Genomic DNA, 15,579 nt, shown 5'->3' with positions numbered 1-15,579 from the left:
TCTTAAACAATTATAGCTTTAGGGATAGTAATGGTAAATTTAGTTCCTTTATTTAGTTCACTTTCTACTTCTATTTTACCCCCGTGTTGTTCTATAATCCCTTGTGAAACAGCTAGACCCAGGCCTGAACCTGCTCCTACATCTTTTGTAGTAAAAAAAGGATCAAATATTTTTGAAAGGTTTTCTTTGGGGATTCCTGGGCCAGTATCCTCTATATAAAAGCGTAAATCCTGATCATTGTTTACAGTTTCTGCTCCTATAATGATTTTTCCAGGGTTGTTATCTATGGCCTGAATGGCATTTAAAATGAGATTTAAAAGGACCTGTTGAATTCTCCTGGAGTCAAGTTTGACTATCAGGTTTTCCGGCACTTTTATTTCAATTTGTAAATGAGTTGGAATTTCTCCCTGGATCAACTTTAGAGTTTTTTGAATAAGAGTCTTAAAATTAACCTCCTTAGGATTAAAGGAAGATTCTCTGGAGAATTCTAAGAGACTTTTGACAATGTCTTTGGCTCTGTCTACCTGTCTTAGGGCCTCTTCTAAAAGCTCTTGGTGCAGCTTAATGTCTCCTCCCTCTAATTCTTCCAGGATAATTTGTAGAGAAGTAGAGATGTTGTTTAGCGGGTTATTTATTTCATGAGCTACTCCAGAGGTTAAAGTACCTAGAGCAGCCATTTTTTCCTTTTGTAAAAGTTGTCTGTTTCGCAGGCGCATTTCTTTAAGGAGGTTGTTTATGTTTTCTGCCAGATTTTCAAATTCGTCTCCAGTTTTTATCTTGGGAATAGATTCGTAATCTCCAGATACGATTTTTTGAATGGCTTTTTCTATATTTTTTAAGGGCTTATTTACATTCTTTACTAAAAATAGAAAGGTTATAATAGCCAATAAAACAAAAGAGGATATACTTATTAATAAGAATATTCTTGAGCTTTGTATTATTTTTTTTATTTCACTTCTTTTCTCGTTTATTGCTTTTTCTAGTTCTATAGTGGCAAGTCTTCCTTTTTCTTGTATACTTGTCATGTTTATATTTTCTAGAGAAAGAGAAGAATTATATTTTGTTATAAAATTTTTTATTTCTTTTTCATAATTTTCAATTAAAACTAATTCTTTTTTTAAGAAATCACTATTTTCTTCTTTAAGAAGTTCATTAATCTGAATTTTTCCTTTGTTTAAAAATTCAATTGCAATTTTTAAATTACTTATATCTTTAGTTATAAAAAAATTTTTCTCATATCTTCTTGACTCTAATATATTATTTAGAAGAGATTCTTTTTTTCTAATATATGAATAGTTGTATTTAATCTATTATAGTTTAAAAATCCTAAAATTGATACTAGTATAACTATACTAAATAAAATAAAAAAAGTTATAACAATTTTTTGTCTCAAGCTTAGTTTATACTTCATAGCTTTTTCTAAAGGAATTCAGATCATACAAGACCTGAATTCCTTTTTACTATTTTTTGAGATATTATTGAATACCGTAGAAAAAGTAAAGCATACCTAGCTCTACCACCAAGAAAAGGATGGTCATAATTGTCCCTGCTTTGGCATAATCTACAGTTCTATATCCTCCAGGTCTCATAACCAGCGCATTTACTTGGTGTGTGGGTAAAACAAAGGTATTGGAAGCAGATAAGCCTACCACCAGGGCAGCCATTCTGGGATCACCTCCTGCCATGACTGCCATGTTCATACACAACGGCACCAGGAGTACCGTAGCACCTACATTGGAGATAACTAGAGTGAAAAAGGAAGTCATTAATCCTATTACTGTTAGAAGAATAATGGGAGTGGGTTGACCTATTAAGCTTAATACCTTGTGGGCAATAAAAGAGGCAGTGCCTGTTTTTTCAAAAGCAATACCCAGAGGAATTAAACCTGCTAACAAAAATACTGTCATCCAGTCCACAGAACGATAAGCTTCATCTACAGTAAGCACTCCGGTGATAATCATGCCCAAAGCGCCAGACATTAAGGCTACGGAAAGTTTTACTTTGAAGAAAATAATTTGAGCCAGGGCTAAAGCCAGCCAAAAGGCAGCCCACTTGGCTTTATGGGGTTTTAAAATTTCACCTTCTAAAGGACTGGCAAAGGCAATGGGCCTAGGTTGAGGTCTTCCTTTTAAAATATGAAACTTTTCCCAGGGACCAAATAAAAGTAAAGTATCTCCCAATCCAAGTTTCATTTGAGTTAAGCCAGAATAATATATTCTATTGTTTTTGATTAGAGCAATGGGAGTAACTCCATACATTTCTTTAAACTTAGTTTCATACAAAGTTTTACCAATCAATTCTGATCTTGGAGTGATAATGGCTTCGGCAAGTCCTGCGTTGGTTTTGGCAAGTTCTTCGGAAAATACTTCTAATCCATTTTTTAAAATAAAATTTAATTCCTTGGCCATAATTTCTACATTTTTCTTTTTACCAACTACAGCAATCGTATCGTTTGGTTCTAAGATATCTTCACTTTTGGGAACTAAAATTTTTTCTTTCTTTTTCTCTTTAGCAATAGCTACAATGGTAACCAGATATTTTTCTTTTAGCTGGAGTTGAAGTAAACTCTGGGGAGAAAAATTGGCTGGAACTTGTAATTCAAAAATACTTTCCAGTCCTGTATAAGCCTCTAACAATAAATCTGAAATACCTTTTTCCGATGTACCTTTACCTGCAGGTAAAACATATTTGCCAAAAAAAGCAAAATAAATAATTGCCGAGGCTAAGAGGGCTATACCTATAGGAGTTTGAGTAAAAAGCCCAAAGGGGGTTAATTTTTCTCCATTTAAGACCATTAAATCATTTAAAAGAATAGTGGGGCTTGCACCTACTAAAGTGATTGTGCCACCAATAATGGCACAAAATCCCATGGGCATAAGGATTCTGGAGATGGGAACGCCTGTGCGTTTGGCTATTCTTTCGGCTGCAGGCAAAAACAGGGCAGCCGCACCAATGTTTTGCATCATACTGGAAATAATACCCACTGTTCCAGCAATAAAGGTAATAATTCTTTTTTCACTTTTTCCTGCCAGTTTAATTATTGGTTTGGCTACTTTGTTCATTATGCCAGTTTTATCCAGTCCAGCTCCAATGATAATGACAGCAATAATGGAAACAACAGCATTTGAGCTTAGACCCACAAAGGCTTCTTGGGGTGTTACCAGGCCAATTAGAGGCAAGATTACCATCATCATGATTCCAACAACATCTACTCTTACCCACTCAGAAACAAAAAGAAAAATAACAAATCCTAAAACAATCATAGTAAGCAGCATCTCTGGTGTCATAATCCCTCCCGAATCAATTCATTTATTATAATGCTTATTTTTTGTTTTCTTTTCTAAATAAGAAACAGAGAATAAAGGTTACTACGATAATAAAAATTCCAAAATAGAATTGACTTCCCATACTTTCCTCCTAACAAAGTGAATATACACACAGCCTTTCTTCAGCTTGTTCTGCATTGGTAGTGTATTCTCTATCAATATCAGAGATAACAAATTCAATGGGATTTTCTTGAGATAAAATTTCCAAAGCCTTTTCTTTGGCTAAAAGAAATACTTTGTGTTCTATTTCTATTCCCAATTCTTTGGCCTTTTCTTGAAATCTAGCAAAGGAGCGTTTGCTTTCTTCTAAAAAGGATTTCTCTAAATTTTGTTTTAATTCTTGGTTAAAGGGGGTGTCATTTTTGATAGGTGCAGAATTACAAGCCAGAATTTTATATCCCATTCTTTTAGCCATATCTAAACTGTAGTCCATCATTTTTTCACTAAAGTTGGAACTTTCACTTAAAACCAGAAGTTTTGGAGAGATTGTATTGGAAGAAGATTTTTCTTGCAGAAGTTGACTTGCTCCTTTAATGTCTCCTTCTTCTGCAAAAGTTACTGCTTCCTGATATTTTTCTAATTTTTCTCTCGCTTTTTTGCTAAATAATTTTTTAAAAAACATAAAATCCTCCTATATTATTTTTTTTAATTATTTTACAACTACTAAAGGGGTGTTTATATCCTTTCTTAAAGTGAACACTTGCTTAGAGTTTAGACCAAGAGAATAGACTGGTAATATAGTCATTACTATATTTCTATGCTTTATAATAAATTCTTTTATTTCTTTTACAATATCACCTTGTTTTATGTATATATCTGGTATTTTTGCTTTATCTATGGGTTTATATTTATTTATAATTTCTAACTCTTTTTGGATATTTTTTTTGTATTCATCTAAGGTAAGTGCTTCTGCATAAGTTATACTTACCATGCTATCTTCTAAAAACCATCTAATTTTTTTAAATTTATCTTTAATTTTATCTAAATAATTCTTTTCTGCTGAAAGAGACATTACTTCCAAGATAGAGAATTTACTATTTAGTTCTTCACTTAATTCCCAAGCATACTTTAATGCTTTGGGGTTTAAGTTAAAATTACTACTAGCAAGTAGGATGCAACTCATAAACTTCTCCTAACATCTAGGTCTAGATGTTGGTCTGGAACAAACTTTTTTTCAGGCCTTAAATTGTTTTGTTTTTTAGATTCCTGTAAAAAAAACTTAGCCTCTTTAGGGCAATTGGCTTCAGCAAAACTAATTGCTACCATTAATTTTTCTAATTTTTCTCTGAGTTTCATTTTTCTACCCTCCTTTGTTTAGGGAATGAGCATAAAGCATGCCATAATTAACATTTTGAAATTATTGAATATATTTTTTAGTTCTATTTAGTTGTTGTTACAAAAAGAAATAGTCTTTTAAAGATAAGTAGGATGGTTTTAGATAAAAAATAAAATATTATAAGTAGTTATGATGTAAATATTGTTTTGTTGCAAATGGCAATATCCAGCTGAAGGGCTATTTCTTGCTTTTTTCTTTTTTTTAAGTTATAGCAAAATAGTCATTTGAGGAGGATAGATTATGTTTTTTCGCAAGGATAAAGAAAATCAAGAAAAAGAAGAAGTTAAAACTAGTGAAGAACAATATTCAGGAGAATTAAAAGTTTTAGAAACCAGAATTATAGACTCTTCTTTACCTGAAGAAGTAAAAAAAGTTTTATTAAAAGAACTGGAAAAAATAAAATATATTAGTACTTCTTCTGCAGAGTACACTATAGGATTAAACTACATAAACTATGTTTTAGAATTACCCTGGGATATTATAACACAGGATAATTTAGATTTAAAGCATGCTAAAGAAATATTAGATGAAGATCATTATGGGTTAGATGATGTTAAAGAGAGGATTTTAGAGTTTTTAGCCATAAGACAACTTAGAAGTAGGAAAAAAGTAAAAATTTTAGTCGTAGACGACGAAAAAATAACCTGTTTAAACTTAAAGCATGTCCTGGAAAAAGAAGGTTATGAAGTTGAATATTCCTTGAATGGAGCTGAAGCTATACATAAAATAGATAATAACAAATATGACTTGGTTATTACTGATCTTAAGATGCAAGATGTAGATGGTTTTGAACTTTTAGATTATGTAAAGAAAAAGGATAAAAATATAGAAGTTATTATCATTACTGGTTATGCCACGGTTTCTAGTGCAGTTTCTGCTTTAAAAAAAGGTTCTTATCATTTTTTATCCAAGCCCTTGGAGCTGACAGAAGTTCGCAATACCGTAAAAAATGCCCTCAATAAAAGGATGGTTCGCCTGGATCCTAGAGGACCTATTCTTTGTTTTGTTGGTCCTCCTGGCACAGGTAAAACTTCTTTGGGCCTTTCTATTGCCAGAAGCCTGGGTCGCAAATTTGTCCGCATATCCCTGGCAGGAGTAAAGGATGAGGCTCAGATAAGGGGGCATCGCCGTAGTTATGTGGGAGCTTTACCTGGTCGTATTATTCAGGAGATAAAAAATTGTGGCAGTAAAAATCCTGTTTTTATGTTAGATGAACTGGATAAAGTCAGTCAGGATTTTAAAGGAGATCCTTCAGCTCCTTTACTGGAAGTTTTAGATCCAGAACAAAACAAAGCTTTTGTTGATCATTATCTGGAAATTCCCTTTGACCTTTCCAAGGTGATGTTTATTGCAACAGCTAATACCTTAGAGACCATTCCTGGTCCTTTGCTGGATAGGTTAGAGGTAATTCATCTTTCTGGCTATACTCAGGAAGAGAAATTACAAATTGCCAAAAATTATCTTATTCCCAAAGCCGTTGAAAAATCTGCTTTAGGCGATTTTGAACTGGAGTTCCCTGAACAAGGAATTCGCTATCTTATTGCGCATTATACCAAGGAAGCCGGGCTTAGGGGGTTGCAAAGGCAGATAGATGCTGTTTGTCGGAAACTGGCCAAGGAGTTTTTACTTTCAGATAAAAGACAAGCCAGGGTAGATGAACAAAAGATTGTGGAGTTACTTGGTCCGCCTAAATATATGCCTCTGGTTTTAGATGCCCAGGATAGAGTAGGGGTTAGTACTGCTTTGGCCTGGACTCCTACAGGTGGAGAAATTTTGTTTATAGAAGTGTCTAAGATGAAAGGAAATAATAAACTGATTTTAACAGGCTCCTTAGGAGAAGTGTTAAAGGAATCTGCTCAAGCTGCGGTTAGTTTTTTTAAGAGCAGGGCCAGTGAGTTTGGCATTCCAGACAGTTTTTTTGCTACTCATGACTTACATATCCATGTACCTGCAGGTGCCATTGCCAAGGATGGTCCTTCGGCTGGCTTGGCCATTGCTGTGGCCCTTTATTCGCTTTTGCTGGATGTGCCTTGTAAAAGAAAAATAGCCATGACTGGAGAAATTACCCTCACAGGTAGAGTTTTACCCGTTGGCGGCATAAAAGAAAAACTACTGGCTGCTTCTTTGGCTGGCGTAGAAAAGGTTATTTTACCTGAAAAAAATAAAGGGGATTTGAGTGAAGTCTCAGAAGATATTAAAAAGGATTTAGAGATCACTTTGGTCAGGGATTTACAGGAGGCTTTAAAGTTAGTGGTTTAAATTTAGTTTACTTATTAATTTATCTGTTATTTTTTTAAGCTCTGGTTTAAAAATCCTTTTTATCTGTTTTGCCTGGAGACTTTTTGAGATAAGGTCGTCTATCTAGAAGGATTGGAAACTTTTCCTGGTTTTCTTTAGTCTTTATAAGTCGGATCAATTTTTCAGGCAGTTATTTTTACATTGCTAAGTAGAAACTATTTTGTTATTTTTTTAAAAGAGTTAACTATATTAAATTAAAGGATTTTTTAGAGATGAACCTGTTAAAAAAGGTGTTAGAAAAAGAAGTTTTTTTGGCTTTGGGGTGTACTGAGCCCATTGCTGTGGCCTATGCCTGTAGTATTGCTTCTTTTTATCTCAATTCTCCCTGGGAGAGATTGGAGATTGTTTTGGATTCTGGGGTGTATAAAAATGGTTTTTCTGTGCACATTCCCAATACTAATGGAGAAAAGGGCAATCTTTTAGCTGGAGTTTTAGGTGCACTTATTGCTAAACCTGAGTTAAAAATGGAGATTTTAAAAGAAGTCGAACCTGATAAGTTAAAGAAGGCCAAAGAAATTGTTAATTCTCAAAAAGCTAAGTTAATTTTAGATCATAGCAAAAAAAATTTATACATTGAGGTTAGAATCTTTTCCAGTGCAGAATATGTAAGGGTTGTAGTGCAACATTCTCATACCAATCTGGAATTGGTAAAAAGAATAAAGAAATAATTTTTTCTGCTCACAATAGTAAAGAGACAGAGAAAGAAAAAGATGATTATAAAAAGAAACTTCAAACAAAACATATCTCTGATTTTATAGAATTGGTGGAAGCTATAGATAAGGAAGATTACCAGTATATTTTAAAAGGAGTTTTTACTAATCTAAAAATAGCTGAAGAGGGGCTTAAATTAAAAAAAGTAGGGTATTATTTGCAGAGGCTAGAAGATAAGGGATTTATTAGTAAAAACATTTTCTCTCAGGTAAAAATTTTAACTGCTGCTGCTACTGATGCCAGAATGGCTGGAGTAAACTTGCCGGTGATGGCCAGTGGTGGCAGTGGAAACCAGGGAATTGTTGCCATTTTAGTACCCTATTTGGTGGGTAAGGAATTTGGAATAAAAGAAGAAACCATAGTAAAAAGTATAGGCTTTTCTCATTTATTAAACAGTTATGTTAAAGCTTTTACTGGGAGCCTTTCTTCTCTTTGTGGTTGTGCCATTGCTGCTGGCGTGGGAGCAGCAGCTGCTATAGTTTATCAGCAACAAAAGGATAACCTGAGCAATATTTCTCTGGCTATAAATAATATTATCAGTGATATTGGAGGCATGCTTTGTGATGGAGCAAAGGGTGGATGTGCTTTAAAGGTTGCCACTTCTGCAGATTCAGCTCTAAGATCTGCTTATATGGCTTTAAATGGATATGGAATAGGTTATGAAGATGGTTTTATGGGTAAAAGCGGGGAAGAGACTATTCAAAATTTAAGCAAAATTATTGCCCTGGGCATGCCCAAAGCCAATGATGTGATGCTGGATATTATGAGTTATAAAGTTTAATAGATTACTTTTTGCGCTTGCTTATAGGTTTTTAGTACTGCACCAGCTTGTTCGGCTAAAAAGGGGCCTTGAACTTCTATTCCCTTGTTCTTTAAGTATTCCCAGGATTGAGGGAAAATTGGCCCTTCATCAAAGCCAATTTCTCTGGCCATAGAAGCTGGAGCGCCAAAAACTACTTTATCTATTCCTGCCCAAAGACAAGCTCCTAAACACATGGCACAGGGCTCAGAAGAAGAATATAGCTCTACAGAGGTAATCTTATTTAAATGAAAATGTCCTAGTTTTTTATGAGCCAGTAAAAAGGCAACAATTTCTGCATGTAAGGGAGAACAATTGGTAGAAGTTACCAGGTTTACTCCCAGGGAGATAAGTTGGCCAGTACTGGCATCAAAAATAGCAGCTCCAAAGGGGCCGCCTGTATCCTGTACAAGGTTTTCTCTGGCCAGAGTAATAGCCAGTTCCATTTTTTCTTCTGGTGTGGAAAAGGTAGTATTTGTAAAATACTTATCCAACCAGGAAGGAAGAGTTATTTCTATTGTTAACATGCTAAAAGTTCTTTGATTCTGCAAACTCCGCATATTTCTCCAGAAGTGGGATATCCACACCTGGAGCAAGCATTAAGAGGAGAATTTTTTCTGGAAGCTGCTAATTTAAAGGGTTTTTGTCCTTGCTTTAAAAAAGTTTCGTAAAAATTTAATTTTCTACCAGGTTGTTCCTGTTCGAGACTGGCAATAAGTTTTTTATAAAAAGTAAAACTGGCTCCTTTGCTAAAGGGGCAGGGTTTATAGCTATAATTTATACCCTTTAAAAAGGCGTAGTTGGCTGTTTCAAATTCAGTAAGACGATAGAGAGGCTTTACCTTTTTTACAAAGCCTTGCTCTTCTTTTAAAACTGGTCCCTGGTCGCTTAAATAATCTATATCCCAGCGCAAGGTATTGGCAAAAAGCCTGGCCACTTCATCGTCCAAATTGTGTCCAGTAGCTAGCACTGTAAAACCTTTTTCTTTGGCAAAGAGATTAAAATGGTAGCGTTTTATTTGTCCACAGGCAGAGCAAATGGGACGGGAAAGGCGCTTTTTTACCTCTGGAATGGAAAGTCCTTCTTTTTCATTTCCAAGACATAGAGGGGAATGGAATGCAGGGTGCAAAAATCTTCCACGGTTTTTCTTACTTCAGCAGAAGACTCAGGTATATTTAAGTCAATATGTAAGCCAGAAACATTATAGCCCAGTTCTTTTAATTGCAGAGTAAGGGCCAGGGAATCCTTGCCTCCACTTATGGCCACCAGAATTTTATCTTCAAAGCTAAACATATTTTGGGCTTTGATGGCCTTTTCCACCTGGCGTTTAAAGTATTCTAAATAGCAGCTGGGACAAAAACCAGCATTATGACTGGGTAGAGCTACTACAGCCTTTTGTTTACAACGCGTACATTTCATTTATAGTTTAACCTCTGGAAGTAATTTGACGTACAATAATGGTGTCTTTAGGATAAATTTTTTCATCAGGAGTTAATAATTCTCCATCTCTAATAATCAGGGCTTGGGTTGGGTAAAGATTTAACTTGTTTAATAAGGCCCTGACAGATTTAATTTTAGGTAAAATTATTTCTTTTTCTTCTGGTTGCAGGATGACTTTCATGGTTTTTACCTTATATTCTTTTTTCTTCTACTCCGTGACAGGCCACTTGGGTTTGGTTGTCCAGGGTAATGAGTTCAGGGATTTCCTTTTTACAGCGTTCATTGGCATGGGGACATCTCAGGTGAAATACACAGCCAGAAGGCAGATGAATAGGGGTGGGCACCTCTCCCTTTAGTTTAATGTGCTTTAAGCCAGTTTCCCCTAGTTTGGGAATGGCTGAAAGTAGGGCTTGAGTATAAGGATGTCTGGGAGAATCAAAGAGATTTTCAGTGGGGCCCATTTCACATATTCTGCCTAAATACATAACTGCCACTCTAGAGCTTATGTGTTCTACCACAGAAAGGTCATGAGTAATAAAAAGATAAGAGAGATTTCTTTTTTCCTGGGCTTCCATAAGTAGGTTTAAAATCTGGGCTTGAATGGAAACATCTAAAGCAGAGATAGGTTCATCAGCTACAATAAACTCTGGATCTACCATAAGGGCTCTGGCAATGCTGATACGTTGACGTTGCCCTCCTGAAAATTCGTGAGGATAACGGTCTGCCCAGCCTGGATCCACACCTACTTGGGCCATTATTTCTTCTACTTTTTCTTTGATTTCTTTTTTACTTAAAGAGGGTTGATGAAAGCGAATAGGCTCTTCTAAAGTAGTTCTTACTGTTTTTCTGGGATTAAGAGAAGCATAGGGATCCTGGAAAATCATTTGCATTTTGGTTCTAAAGGGCAACATCTTTTTAGGAGATAAATTATCTATGCGATTTCCTTTAAAGAAAATTTGTCCTTTATTGGGTGGATACAAACCTAAAACAGTCCTGCCCAGGGTGGATTTCCCGCAACCACTTTCTCCTACCACTGAAAAGGTTTCACCTTTATTTATAGTTAAACTTACCCCATTTAAGGCTTTTACTGTTTTCTTTTCCAGATATATTTTGCCCTTATTAAAACGCAATTGATCTAAAATTCCACCTGAAATGTCAAAGTGTTTGACCACATTTTGTACTTCTAAGATTTGCTCCCTTTGCATGATTAATTTGCTCCTAAAATTTTCTCCAAAATTCTAAGCATAAAGATGGCAGGCCACTTCTCCCTTATCTACGCTTTTTAGAGATGGTTCTATTTGACTGCAAATGTCTTTTTTAAAGGTACATCTGGGATGAAAAGGGCAGCCTGAGGGAATTTGATTTAAATTGGGCATTATGCCTGGAATCTGGTAGAGTTTTCCCCTTTTTTGTGGGTTTGAGGTAAGGCCTTGATTAAACCCTGGGTGTAGGGATGTTTGGGGTTAGTGATAATATCCAGAGTTTTTCCCTTTTCCACTATTCGGCCTGCATACATTACAGCTATTTTTTGAGTAGTCTGGGATACTACTCCCAGGTCATGGGTAATCAGAATCAACCCCATTTTTTCTTTAATACAAAGTTCTAAGAGTAGGTCCATTATTTCAGCCTGAATGGTAACATCCAGAGCTGTGGTAGGTTCATCTGCAATAATAAGTTTAGGAGTAGTTAAAAGGGAAATGGCAATGACAATTCTTTGCCGCATTCCCCCTGAAAACTCATGCGGGTATTGTTTGAGTCTGGTTTCTGGAGAAGGAATATAAACCTTTTTGAGACATTCTATAGCAATTTCTGTGGCTTCTTCTTTGGATATCTGTTTGTGGGCTAGCAGGGTTTCTGTCATCTGAGTGCCAATGGTCAATACTGGATTTAAGGTCATCATGGGGTCCTGGAAAATCATGGAAATCTTATTCCCTCTGATAGACCGCATTTGTTCAAAATTGTATTTACTTATATCTTCTCCTTCAAAAATAATTTCTCCTCCAGCAATAAACCCGGGTTTGCTGATAAGATTGATGATGGAAAATCCAGCTACAGACTTTCCAGCACCACTTTCACCCACCAATCCCATGCGTTCGCCAGGAAGAAGAGAAAAGTTTATTCCATTAAGTGCAGTAAGTGTTCCTGTACGCAGAGCGAATTTAACTACCAAATCTTTTACTTCTAACAATTTATCCATTGTTTCTTAACCCTTATATAATTTAGGATTGAGTACGTCTCTTAGCCAATCTCCAAGCAGGTTTATTACCAAAATTAAAATCACCAATAAAATTCCCGGGAAAATAGTAATCCACCAGGAACCACTAAATATATATTCAAAACCTGAATTAATGAGAGAGCCTAAAGAAGGTTTGGTTACAGGCATACCCAATCCCAAAAAGGACAAAGCAGCTTCACTCATAATGGCATTGGCTACCTGGATAGTGGATATGACCAGGATGGGAGAAAGGGTATTGGGTAGAATGTGTTTCCACATAATCCTGCCAGAACCAAAACCAATAACCTTAGCTGCTTCTACATATTCTTTCTTTTTCTGCCAATACAGAAGCCCTAACAGTTCTGGCATATTGAGGCCATTCAGCCAGGCCAATAACTATAATAAGAAAGGGTACAGCCAGTTCTTCGTATTTATTTATCCCAAAAAAGGCCTGAAAAATAGCTGAGATAAAGATAGCTACCATTAAGGTGGAGAAAGATAACTGTACATCAGCAAGACGCATGAGCAGAGAATCCAGTTTACCGCCAAAATATCCTGCTATCAGACCAATAACCACACCTAAAAAAGCTTGTAAAAAAACTGCCCCTAAGCCAATAAGTAAAGACACTCTCATTCCATAGAGCATGGTGGAGAGAATGTCTCTTCCCTGGGCATCTGTGCCTAGAAGAAAGTTAGGATTTCCTCCTTCCATCCAGATGGGTGGAGTTTCTGCATCTAGAACATCAATGGTAGTGGTGTCATAAGGGTCATGGGGTGCTATTATAGGTGCAGAAAAACTGCAGACAACCAGCATTACCAGCACGACGAAACTGACAATGGCCACCTTATCGTGAATAAAACTGTGAAAAAAGTAAGAATTTTTAAATTGTTGCCATTTAGTACTCATTTTTTCCCCGTTATTCTTACCATTGGATTTACTAAACCATAAATAATATCTACCAGCGTATTTATCAGTACAAAAACAAAACCTACAAAAATTAGATAGGAAACCAGAAGAGTGGTATCAGCTCTTTCCACTGCTTCTACAAAGAGAAATCCCAGCCCCTGCCATTGAAAAACACTTTCAGTTAAAATGGTAAAAGCAATCAGAGTTCCAAGCTGTACTCCGCCTACTGTGATTACTGGCAATAAAGTGTTTTTAAAGGCATGCACGAACCAAATTCTTTTGGGTTTAAGTCCTTTAGCCCAGGCAAAGCGAATATACTCTGATTCCAGTACTTCCATCATTTCCGCTCTAATGAGTCTTACGAAAAGAGGAAGCATAATTGAGGTCAGGGCAATAGAGGGCATTACCAAGTGTTTTAATCCATCCCAGGTAAAAAGCCCTGAATACCAATATCCCCCTATATGAACTAGCTCTCCTCGTCCAAAGGAAGGCATTACTCCCAGTTTTACGGAAAATATGTAAATAAGCATTATTGCCGTTAAAAAGACTGGTATGGAAACTCCCACCACACTAGCTCCCATAATCAGTCGAGATAAGAATTTTTTAGGAAAAATAGCGCAATAGATTCCCAGAGGAATCGAAAAGACAATGACTAAAATAGAGGTTACAAAAACCAATTCCAGAGTGGCAGGTGCTTTGGATAAAATAACATCTACAGCTGGTTTCTTATAAAAAAAAGACCTGCCCAGATCACCATGGAGTGCTTTTTTTAAAAATCTTCCATATTGGATGAAAAAGGGATCATTTAGTCCCAGTTTTTCTCTTAAGGCCTCTCTTTCTTTTTTGGATACTGAGATACCTACTAAGTCTCTTACTGGGTCTCCAATTTGATGCTGAATAGAAAAACCAATAAGACTTATCACTAACATAACAAAGACAGCTTGTAAAAATCGACGTACAATAAAAGCAAACATAGTTCTTCTCTTCCACTCTCAATTTTTTTATAAAGAAGAGGGGAGAGTTATCTCCCCTCTTTTAATGGAATTATTATTCCATAATTAGGTTCCCAAAGTAGGGGAAGTTTTGTTTATTTACAATATCCTTGGCATTTTTAAGCTTTTTGGAAGCAGCCCAAGAAAGGTGTTGCCAGTGCAAAGGTACAAAAGCAGCGTCTTCGTAGAGAATACGCTCTACCTTTTGTAAGATAGCTTTTCTCTTTTCTACATTGGTCTCAGTTTGAGCTTGTAAAATAAGTTTATCTACTTCTGGGTTACAGTAGTTTCCACTATTGTATTGGCCATAGCCAGTCTTTTCATCAGGACACATAAGTAAGAACTCAGTATAGTTGGCAGAATCTTCAGTATCAGGATGCCAACCAATCATTTGAATATCAGCAGCCCTAGCATCAAACTGATCCCAGTATTGAGCCTTGGGCATGGTTTTTAAGTTAACTTTGATGTTAATTTTAGAAAGCATACTAGCTACAGCTTCAGCAATTTTTTCGTCATTTACATAACGGTTGTTAGGAGCAATCATAGAGCACTCAAAACCATTGGGATAGCCAGCTTCTTTCATAAGTTGCTTGGCTTTTGCCAGATCATAACGAGGGGTTAACTCTGGTACATGACCTAAGAAACCTTCAGGAGATTGCTGACCTGCTGGAGTAGCTTTGCCTTTCATGATTTTTTCTACAATACCTACATTATTTACAGCATAAACAATAGCCTGACGAACCTTTTTGTTGGCAAATTCAGGACGTCTCTTTTGGTTGAGTTGGAAAGTAATGATTCTCGCTCCAGGCATAGTAATAAGCTGCAAGTTGGGATTTTTTTCAATTCTGGAATAGTCTTGAGGTGGAACAGGCATAATGAAGTCCACGTCTCCAGAAAGCAAAGCGGCAACTCTGGTAGCGTCATTTTTAATGGGTGTCAAAATAATTTCATCTACATTACCAGAGTTTTTGTCCCAGTAGTCCTTAAAAGCCTTTAAAATCCATTTTACTCCCTGTTCTCTGTAAGCTACAACATACTTTCCTGTGCCAGATTCGTGAGAATTGGCAAAAGAAGGACCAGTCTTGACAATAGCATCTTTAGGCTGACCATTCTCGTCTTTGCCAGTATAAAATTTGCTGTCCATGGGGAAAATATAGGTAGCCATGTTTAAGAGCAAAGGATATGGCCCCTTAGTGATGATATCAATGGTATAATCATCTACAATTTTGGGCTCAGCAAAGGGCTCAAAGAGGCCTTTAAAGTCTGGACTTTTTTTCAAACGAGCCATGGTCCAGGCTACATCTTTGGCAGTAAAAGGATTGCCCGAATGAAATTTTACCCCTTTACGCAAATAAAAACGCACAGTTGTGGGATTTAAGCGTTCCCATTTTACTGCCAGACGAGGTTCAAATTTCATATCCTGAGTCCAGCGAACCAAGGGATCAAAGACCAGTTGGGAGTACTGCAACATCCCACCAGAAAGTTGAACATGCGGATCCATGGATACAGGATCTGCGTCCATGGCCAATCTTAAAGTTTTAGCATTGGCCAAACC

Annotated in this window: 13 protein-coding genes and 3 pseudogenes; 3 read left to right on the top strand and 13 right to left on the bottom strand. The window is 36.3% G+C overall.

What is annotated here, in order from left to right; all coding sequences use genetic code 11:
• Window positions 1-2 precede the first annotated feature (2 nt).
• The 5 genes from ACZ42F_RS04155 to ACZ42F_RS04135 form a co-directional block, all read right to left on the bottom strand.
• On the bottom strand, window positions 3-1,025 hold the full coding sequence (locus ACZ42F_RS04155; RefSeq protein ID WP_464279860.1) for a sensor histidine kinase: 1,023 nt from the start codon (window positions 1,023-1,025) through the stop codon (window positions 3-5).
• A 450-nt stretch (window positions 1,026-1,475) separates the two neighbouring features.
• The gene (locus tag ACZ42F_RS04150; protein ID WP_464279859.1) at window positions 1,476-3,287 is read right to left on the bottom strand and encodes an SLC13 family permease; all 1,812 of its coding nucleotides are present in this window, start codon (window positions 3,285-3,287) and stop codon (window positions 1,476-1,478) included.
• A 130-nt stretch (window positions 3,288-3,417) separates the two neighbouring features.
• Complete coding sequence (locus tag ACZ42F_RS04145; protein WP_464279858.1) at window positions 3,418-3,948, bottom strand: hypothetical protein; 531 nt, start codon at window positions 3,946-3,948, stop codon at window positions 3,418-3,420.
• A gap of 27 nt (window positions 3,949-3,975) precedes the next feature.
• On the bottom strand, window positions 3,976-4,449 hold the full coding sequence (locus tag ACZ42F_RS04140; RefSeq protein WP_464279857.1) for a hypothetical protein: 474 nt from the start codon (window positions 4,447-4,449) through the stop codon (window positions 3,976-3,978).
• The gene (locus tag ACZ42F_RS04135) at window positions 4,446-4,622 is read right to left on the bottom strand and encodes a hypothetical protein (protein WP_464279856.1); all 177 of its coding nucleotides are present in this window, start codon (window positions 4,620-4,622) and stop codon (window positions 4,446-4,448) included. The genes ACZ42F_RS04140 and ACZ42F_RS04135 overlap by 4 nt, the downstream gene beginning before the upstream one ends.
• 280 nt (window positions 4,623-4,902) lie before the next feature.
• Between ACZ42F_RS04135 and lon the strand changes: the two genes are divergently transcribed.
• The 3 genes from lon to ACZ42F_RS04120 all read left to right on the top strand — a co-directional run bounded on the left by lon (window position 4,903) and on the right by ACZ42F_RS04120 (window position 8,452).
• A complete protein-coding gene (gene lon, locus ACZ42F_RS04130; RefSeq protein ID WP_464279855.1) occupies window positions 4,903-6,921 on the top strand; it encodes an endopeptidase La in 2,019 nt (672 codons plus the stop codon).
• 251 nt (window positions 6,922-7,172) lie between these two features.
• Complete coding sequence (locus ACZ42F_RS04125; RefSeq protein ID WP_464279854.1) at window positions 7,173-7,628, top strand: hypothetical protein; 456 nt, start codon at window positions 7,173-7,175, stop codon at window positions 7,626-7,628.
• Window positions 7,629-7,723: 95 nt separating this feature from the next.
• Window positions 7,724-8,452: an L-serine ammonia-lyase, iron-sulfur-dependent, subunit alpha gene (locus tag ACZ42F_RS04120; protein ID WP_464279853.1), complete on the top strand. Its 729-nt coding sequence runs from the start codon at window positions 7,724-7,726 to the stop codon at window positions 8,450-8,452.
• Here the strand turns inward: ACZ42F_RS04120 and ACZ42F_RS04115 are convergent.
• From ACZ42F_RS04115 to ACZ42F_RS04080, 8 genes and pseudogenes are all read right to left on the bottom strand, one after another.
• Entirely contained in the window at window positions 8,449-8,997 is a 549-nt protein-coding gene (locus tag ACZ42F_RS04115; protein WP_464279852.1) for a nucleoside deaminase, read from the bottom strand. The genes ACZ42F_RS04120 and ACZ42F_RS04115 overlap by 4 nt on opposite strands.
• Window positions 8,991-9,889, bottom strand: a pseudogene (locus ACZ42F_RS04110) (TIGR00269 family protein). Before ACZ42F_RS04110 ends, ACZ42F_RS04115 begins: the two are co-directional and overlap by 7 nt.
• Window positions 9,890-9,896: 7 nt before the next feature.
• A complete protein-coding gene (locus tag ACZ42F_RS04105; RefSeq protein WP_029968290.1) occupies window positions 9,897-10,091 on the bottom strand; it encodes a ubiquitin family protein in 195 nt (64 codons plus the stop codon).
• Between the two features lie 10 nt (window positions 10,092-10,101).
• Window positions 10,102-11,115, bottom strand: a complete 1,014-nt coding sequence (locus ACZ42F_RS04100) for an ABC transporter ATP-binding protein (RefSeq protein ID WP_029968288.1) — start codon at window positions 11,113-11,115, stop codon at window positions 10,102-10,104.
• Between the two features lie 33 nt (window positions 11,116-11,148).
• A pseudogene (locus tag ACZ42F_RS04095) lies at window positions 11,149-12,107 on the bottom strand (ABC transporter ATP-binding protein).
• Between the two features lie 6 nt (window positions 12,108-12,113).
• Window positions 12,114-13,032: pseudogene (locus tag ACZ42F_RS04090) on the bottom strand (ABC transporter permease).
• Window positions 13,029-14,006 (bottom strand): ABC transporter permease, encoded by a 978-nt coding sequence (locus ACZ42F_RS04085; RefSeq protein ID WP_464279851.1) that lies wholly within the window; start codon window positions 14,004-14,006, stop codon window positions 13,029-13,031. The pseudogene ACZ42F_RS04090 and the gene ACZ42F_RS04085 overlap by 4 nt, the downstream one beginning before the upstream one ends.
• Window positions 14,007-14,079: 73 nt before the next feature.
• On the bottom strand, window positions 14,080-15,546 hold the full coding sequence (locus tag ACZ42F_RS04080) for an ABC transporter substrate-binding protein (RefSeq protein ID WP_464280192.1): 1,467 nt from the start codon (window positions 15,544-15,546) through the stop codon (window positions 14,080-14,082).
• Window positions 15,547-15,579 lie beyond the last annotated feature (33 nt).

The organism is Desulfonauticus autotrophicus (assembly GCF_055381725.1).
Note: the sequence above shows the minus strand (reverse complement) of the source record. Positions and strands in the feature narration are given on the sequence as shown.

Coding starts and splice junctions, on each gene's coding strand:
- ACZ42F_RS04155 (WP_464279860.1), bottom strand. CDS start 1,025: ATGACAAGTATACAAGAAAAAGGAAGACTTGCCACTATAGAACTAGAA.
- ACZ42F_RS04150 (WP_464279859.1), bottom strand. CDS start 3,287: ATGACACCAGAGATGCTGCTTACTATGATTGTTTTAGGATTTGTTATT.
- ACZ42F_RS04145 (WP_464279858.1), bottom strand. CDS start 3,948: ATGTTTTTTAAAAAATTATTTAGCAAAAAAGCGAGAGAAAAATTAGAA.
- ACZ42F_RS04140 (WP_464279857.1), bottom strand. CDS start 4,449: ATGAGTTGCATCCTACTTGCTAGTAGTAATTTTAACTTAAACCCCAAA.
- ACZ42F_RS04135 (WP_464279856.1), bottom strand. CDS start 4,622: ATGAAACTCAGAGAAAAATTAGAAAAATTAATGGTAGCAATTAGTTTT.
- lon (WP_464279855.1), top strand. CDS start 4,903: ATGTTTTTTCGCAAGGATAAAGAAAATCAAGAAAAAGAAGAAGTTAAA.
- ACZ42F_RS04125 (WP_464279854.1), top strand. CDS start 7,173: ATGAACCTGTTAAAAAAGGTGTTAGAAAAAGAAGTTTTTTTGGCTTTG.
- ACZ42F_RS04115 (WP_464279852.1), bottom strand. CDS start 8,997: ATGTTAACAATAGAAATAACTCTTCCTTCCTGGTTGGATAAGTATTTT.
- ACZ42F_RS04105 (WP_029968290.1), bottom strand. CDS start 10,091: ATGAAAGTCATCCTGCAACCAGAAGAAAAAGAAATAATTTTACCTAAA.
- ACZ42F_RS04100 (WP_029968288.1), bottom strand. CDS start 11,115: ATGCAAAGGGAGCAAATCTTAGAAGTACAAAATGTGGTCAAACACTTT.
- ACZ42F_RS04085 (WP_464279851.1), bottom strand. CDS start 14,006: ATGTTTGCTTTTATTGTACGTCGATTTTTACAAGCTGTCTTTGTTATG.
- ACZ42F_RS04080 (WP_464280192.1), bottom strand. CDS start 15,546: ATGGACGCAGATCCTGTATCCATGGATCCGCATGTTCAACTTTCTGGT.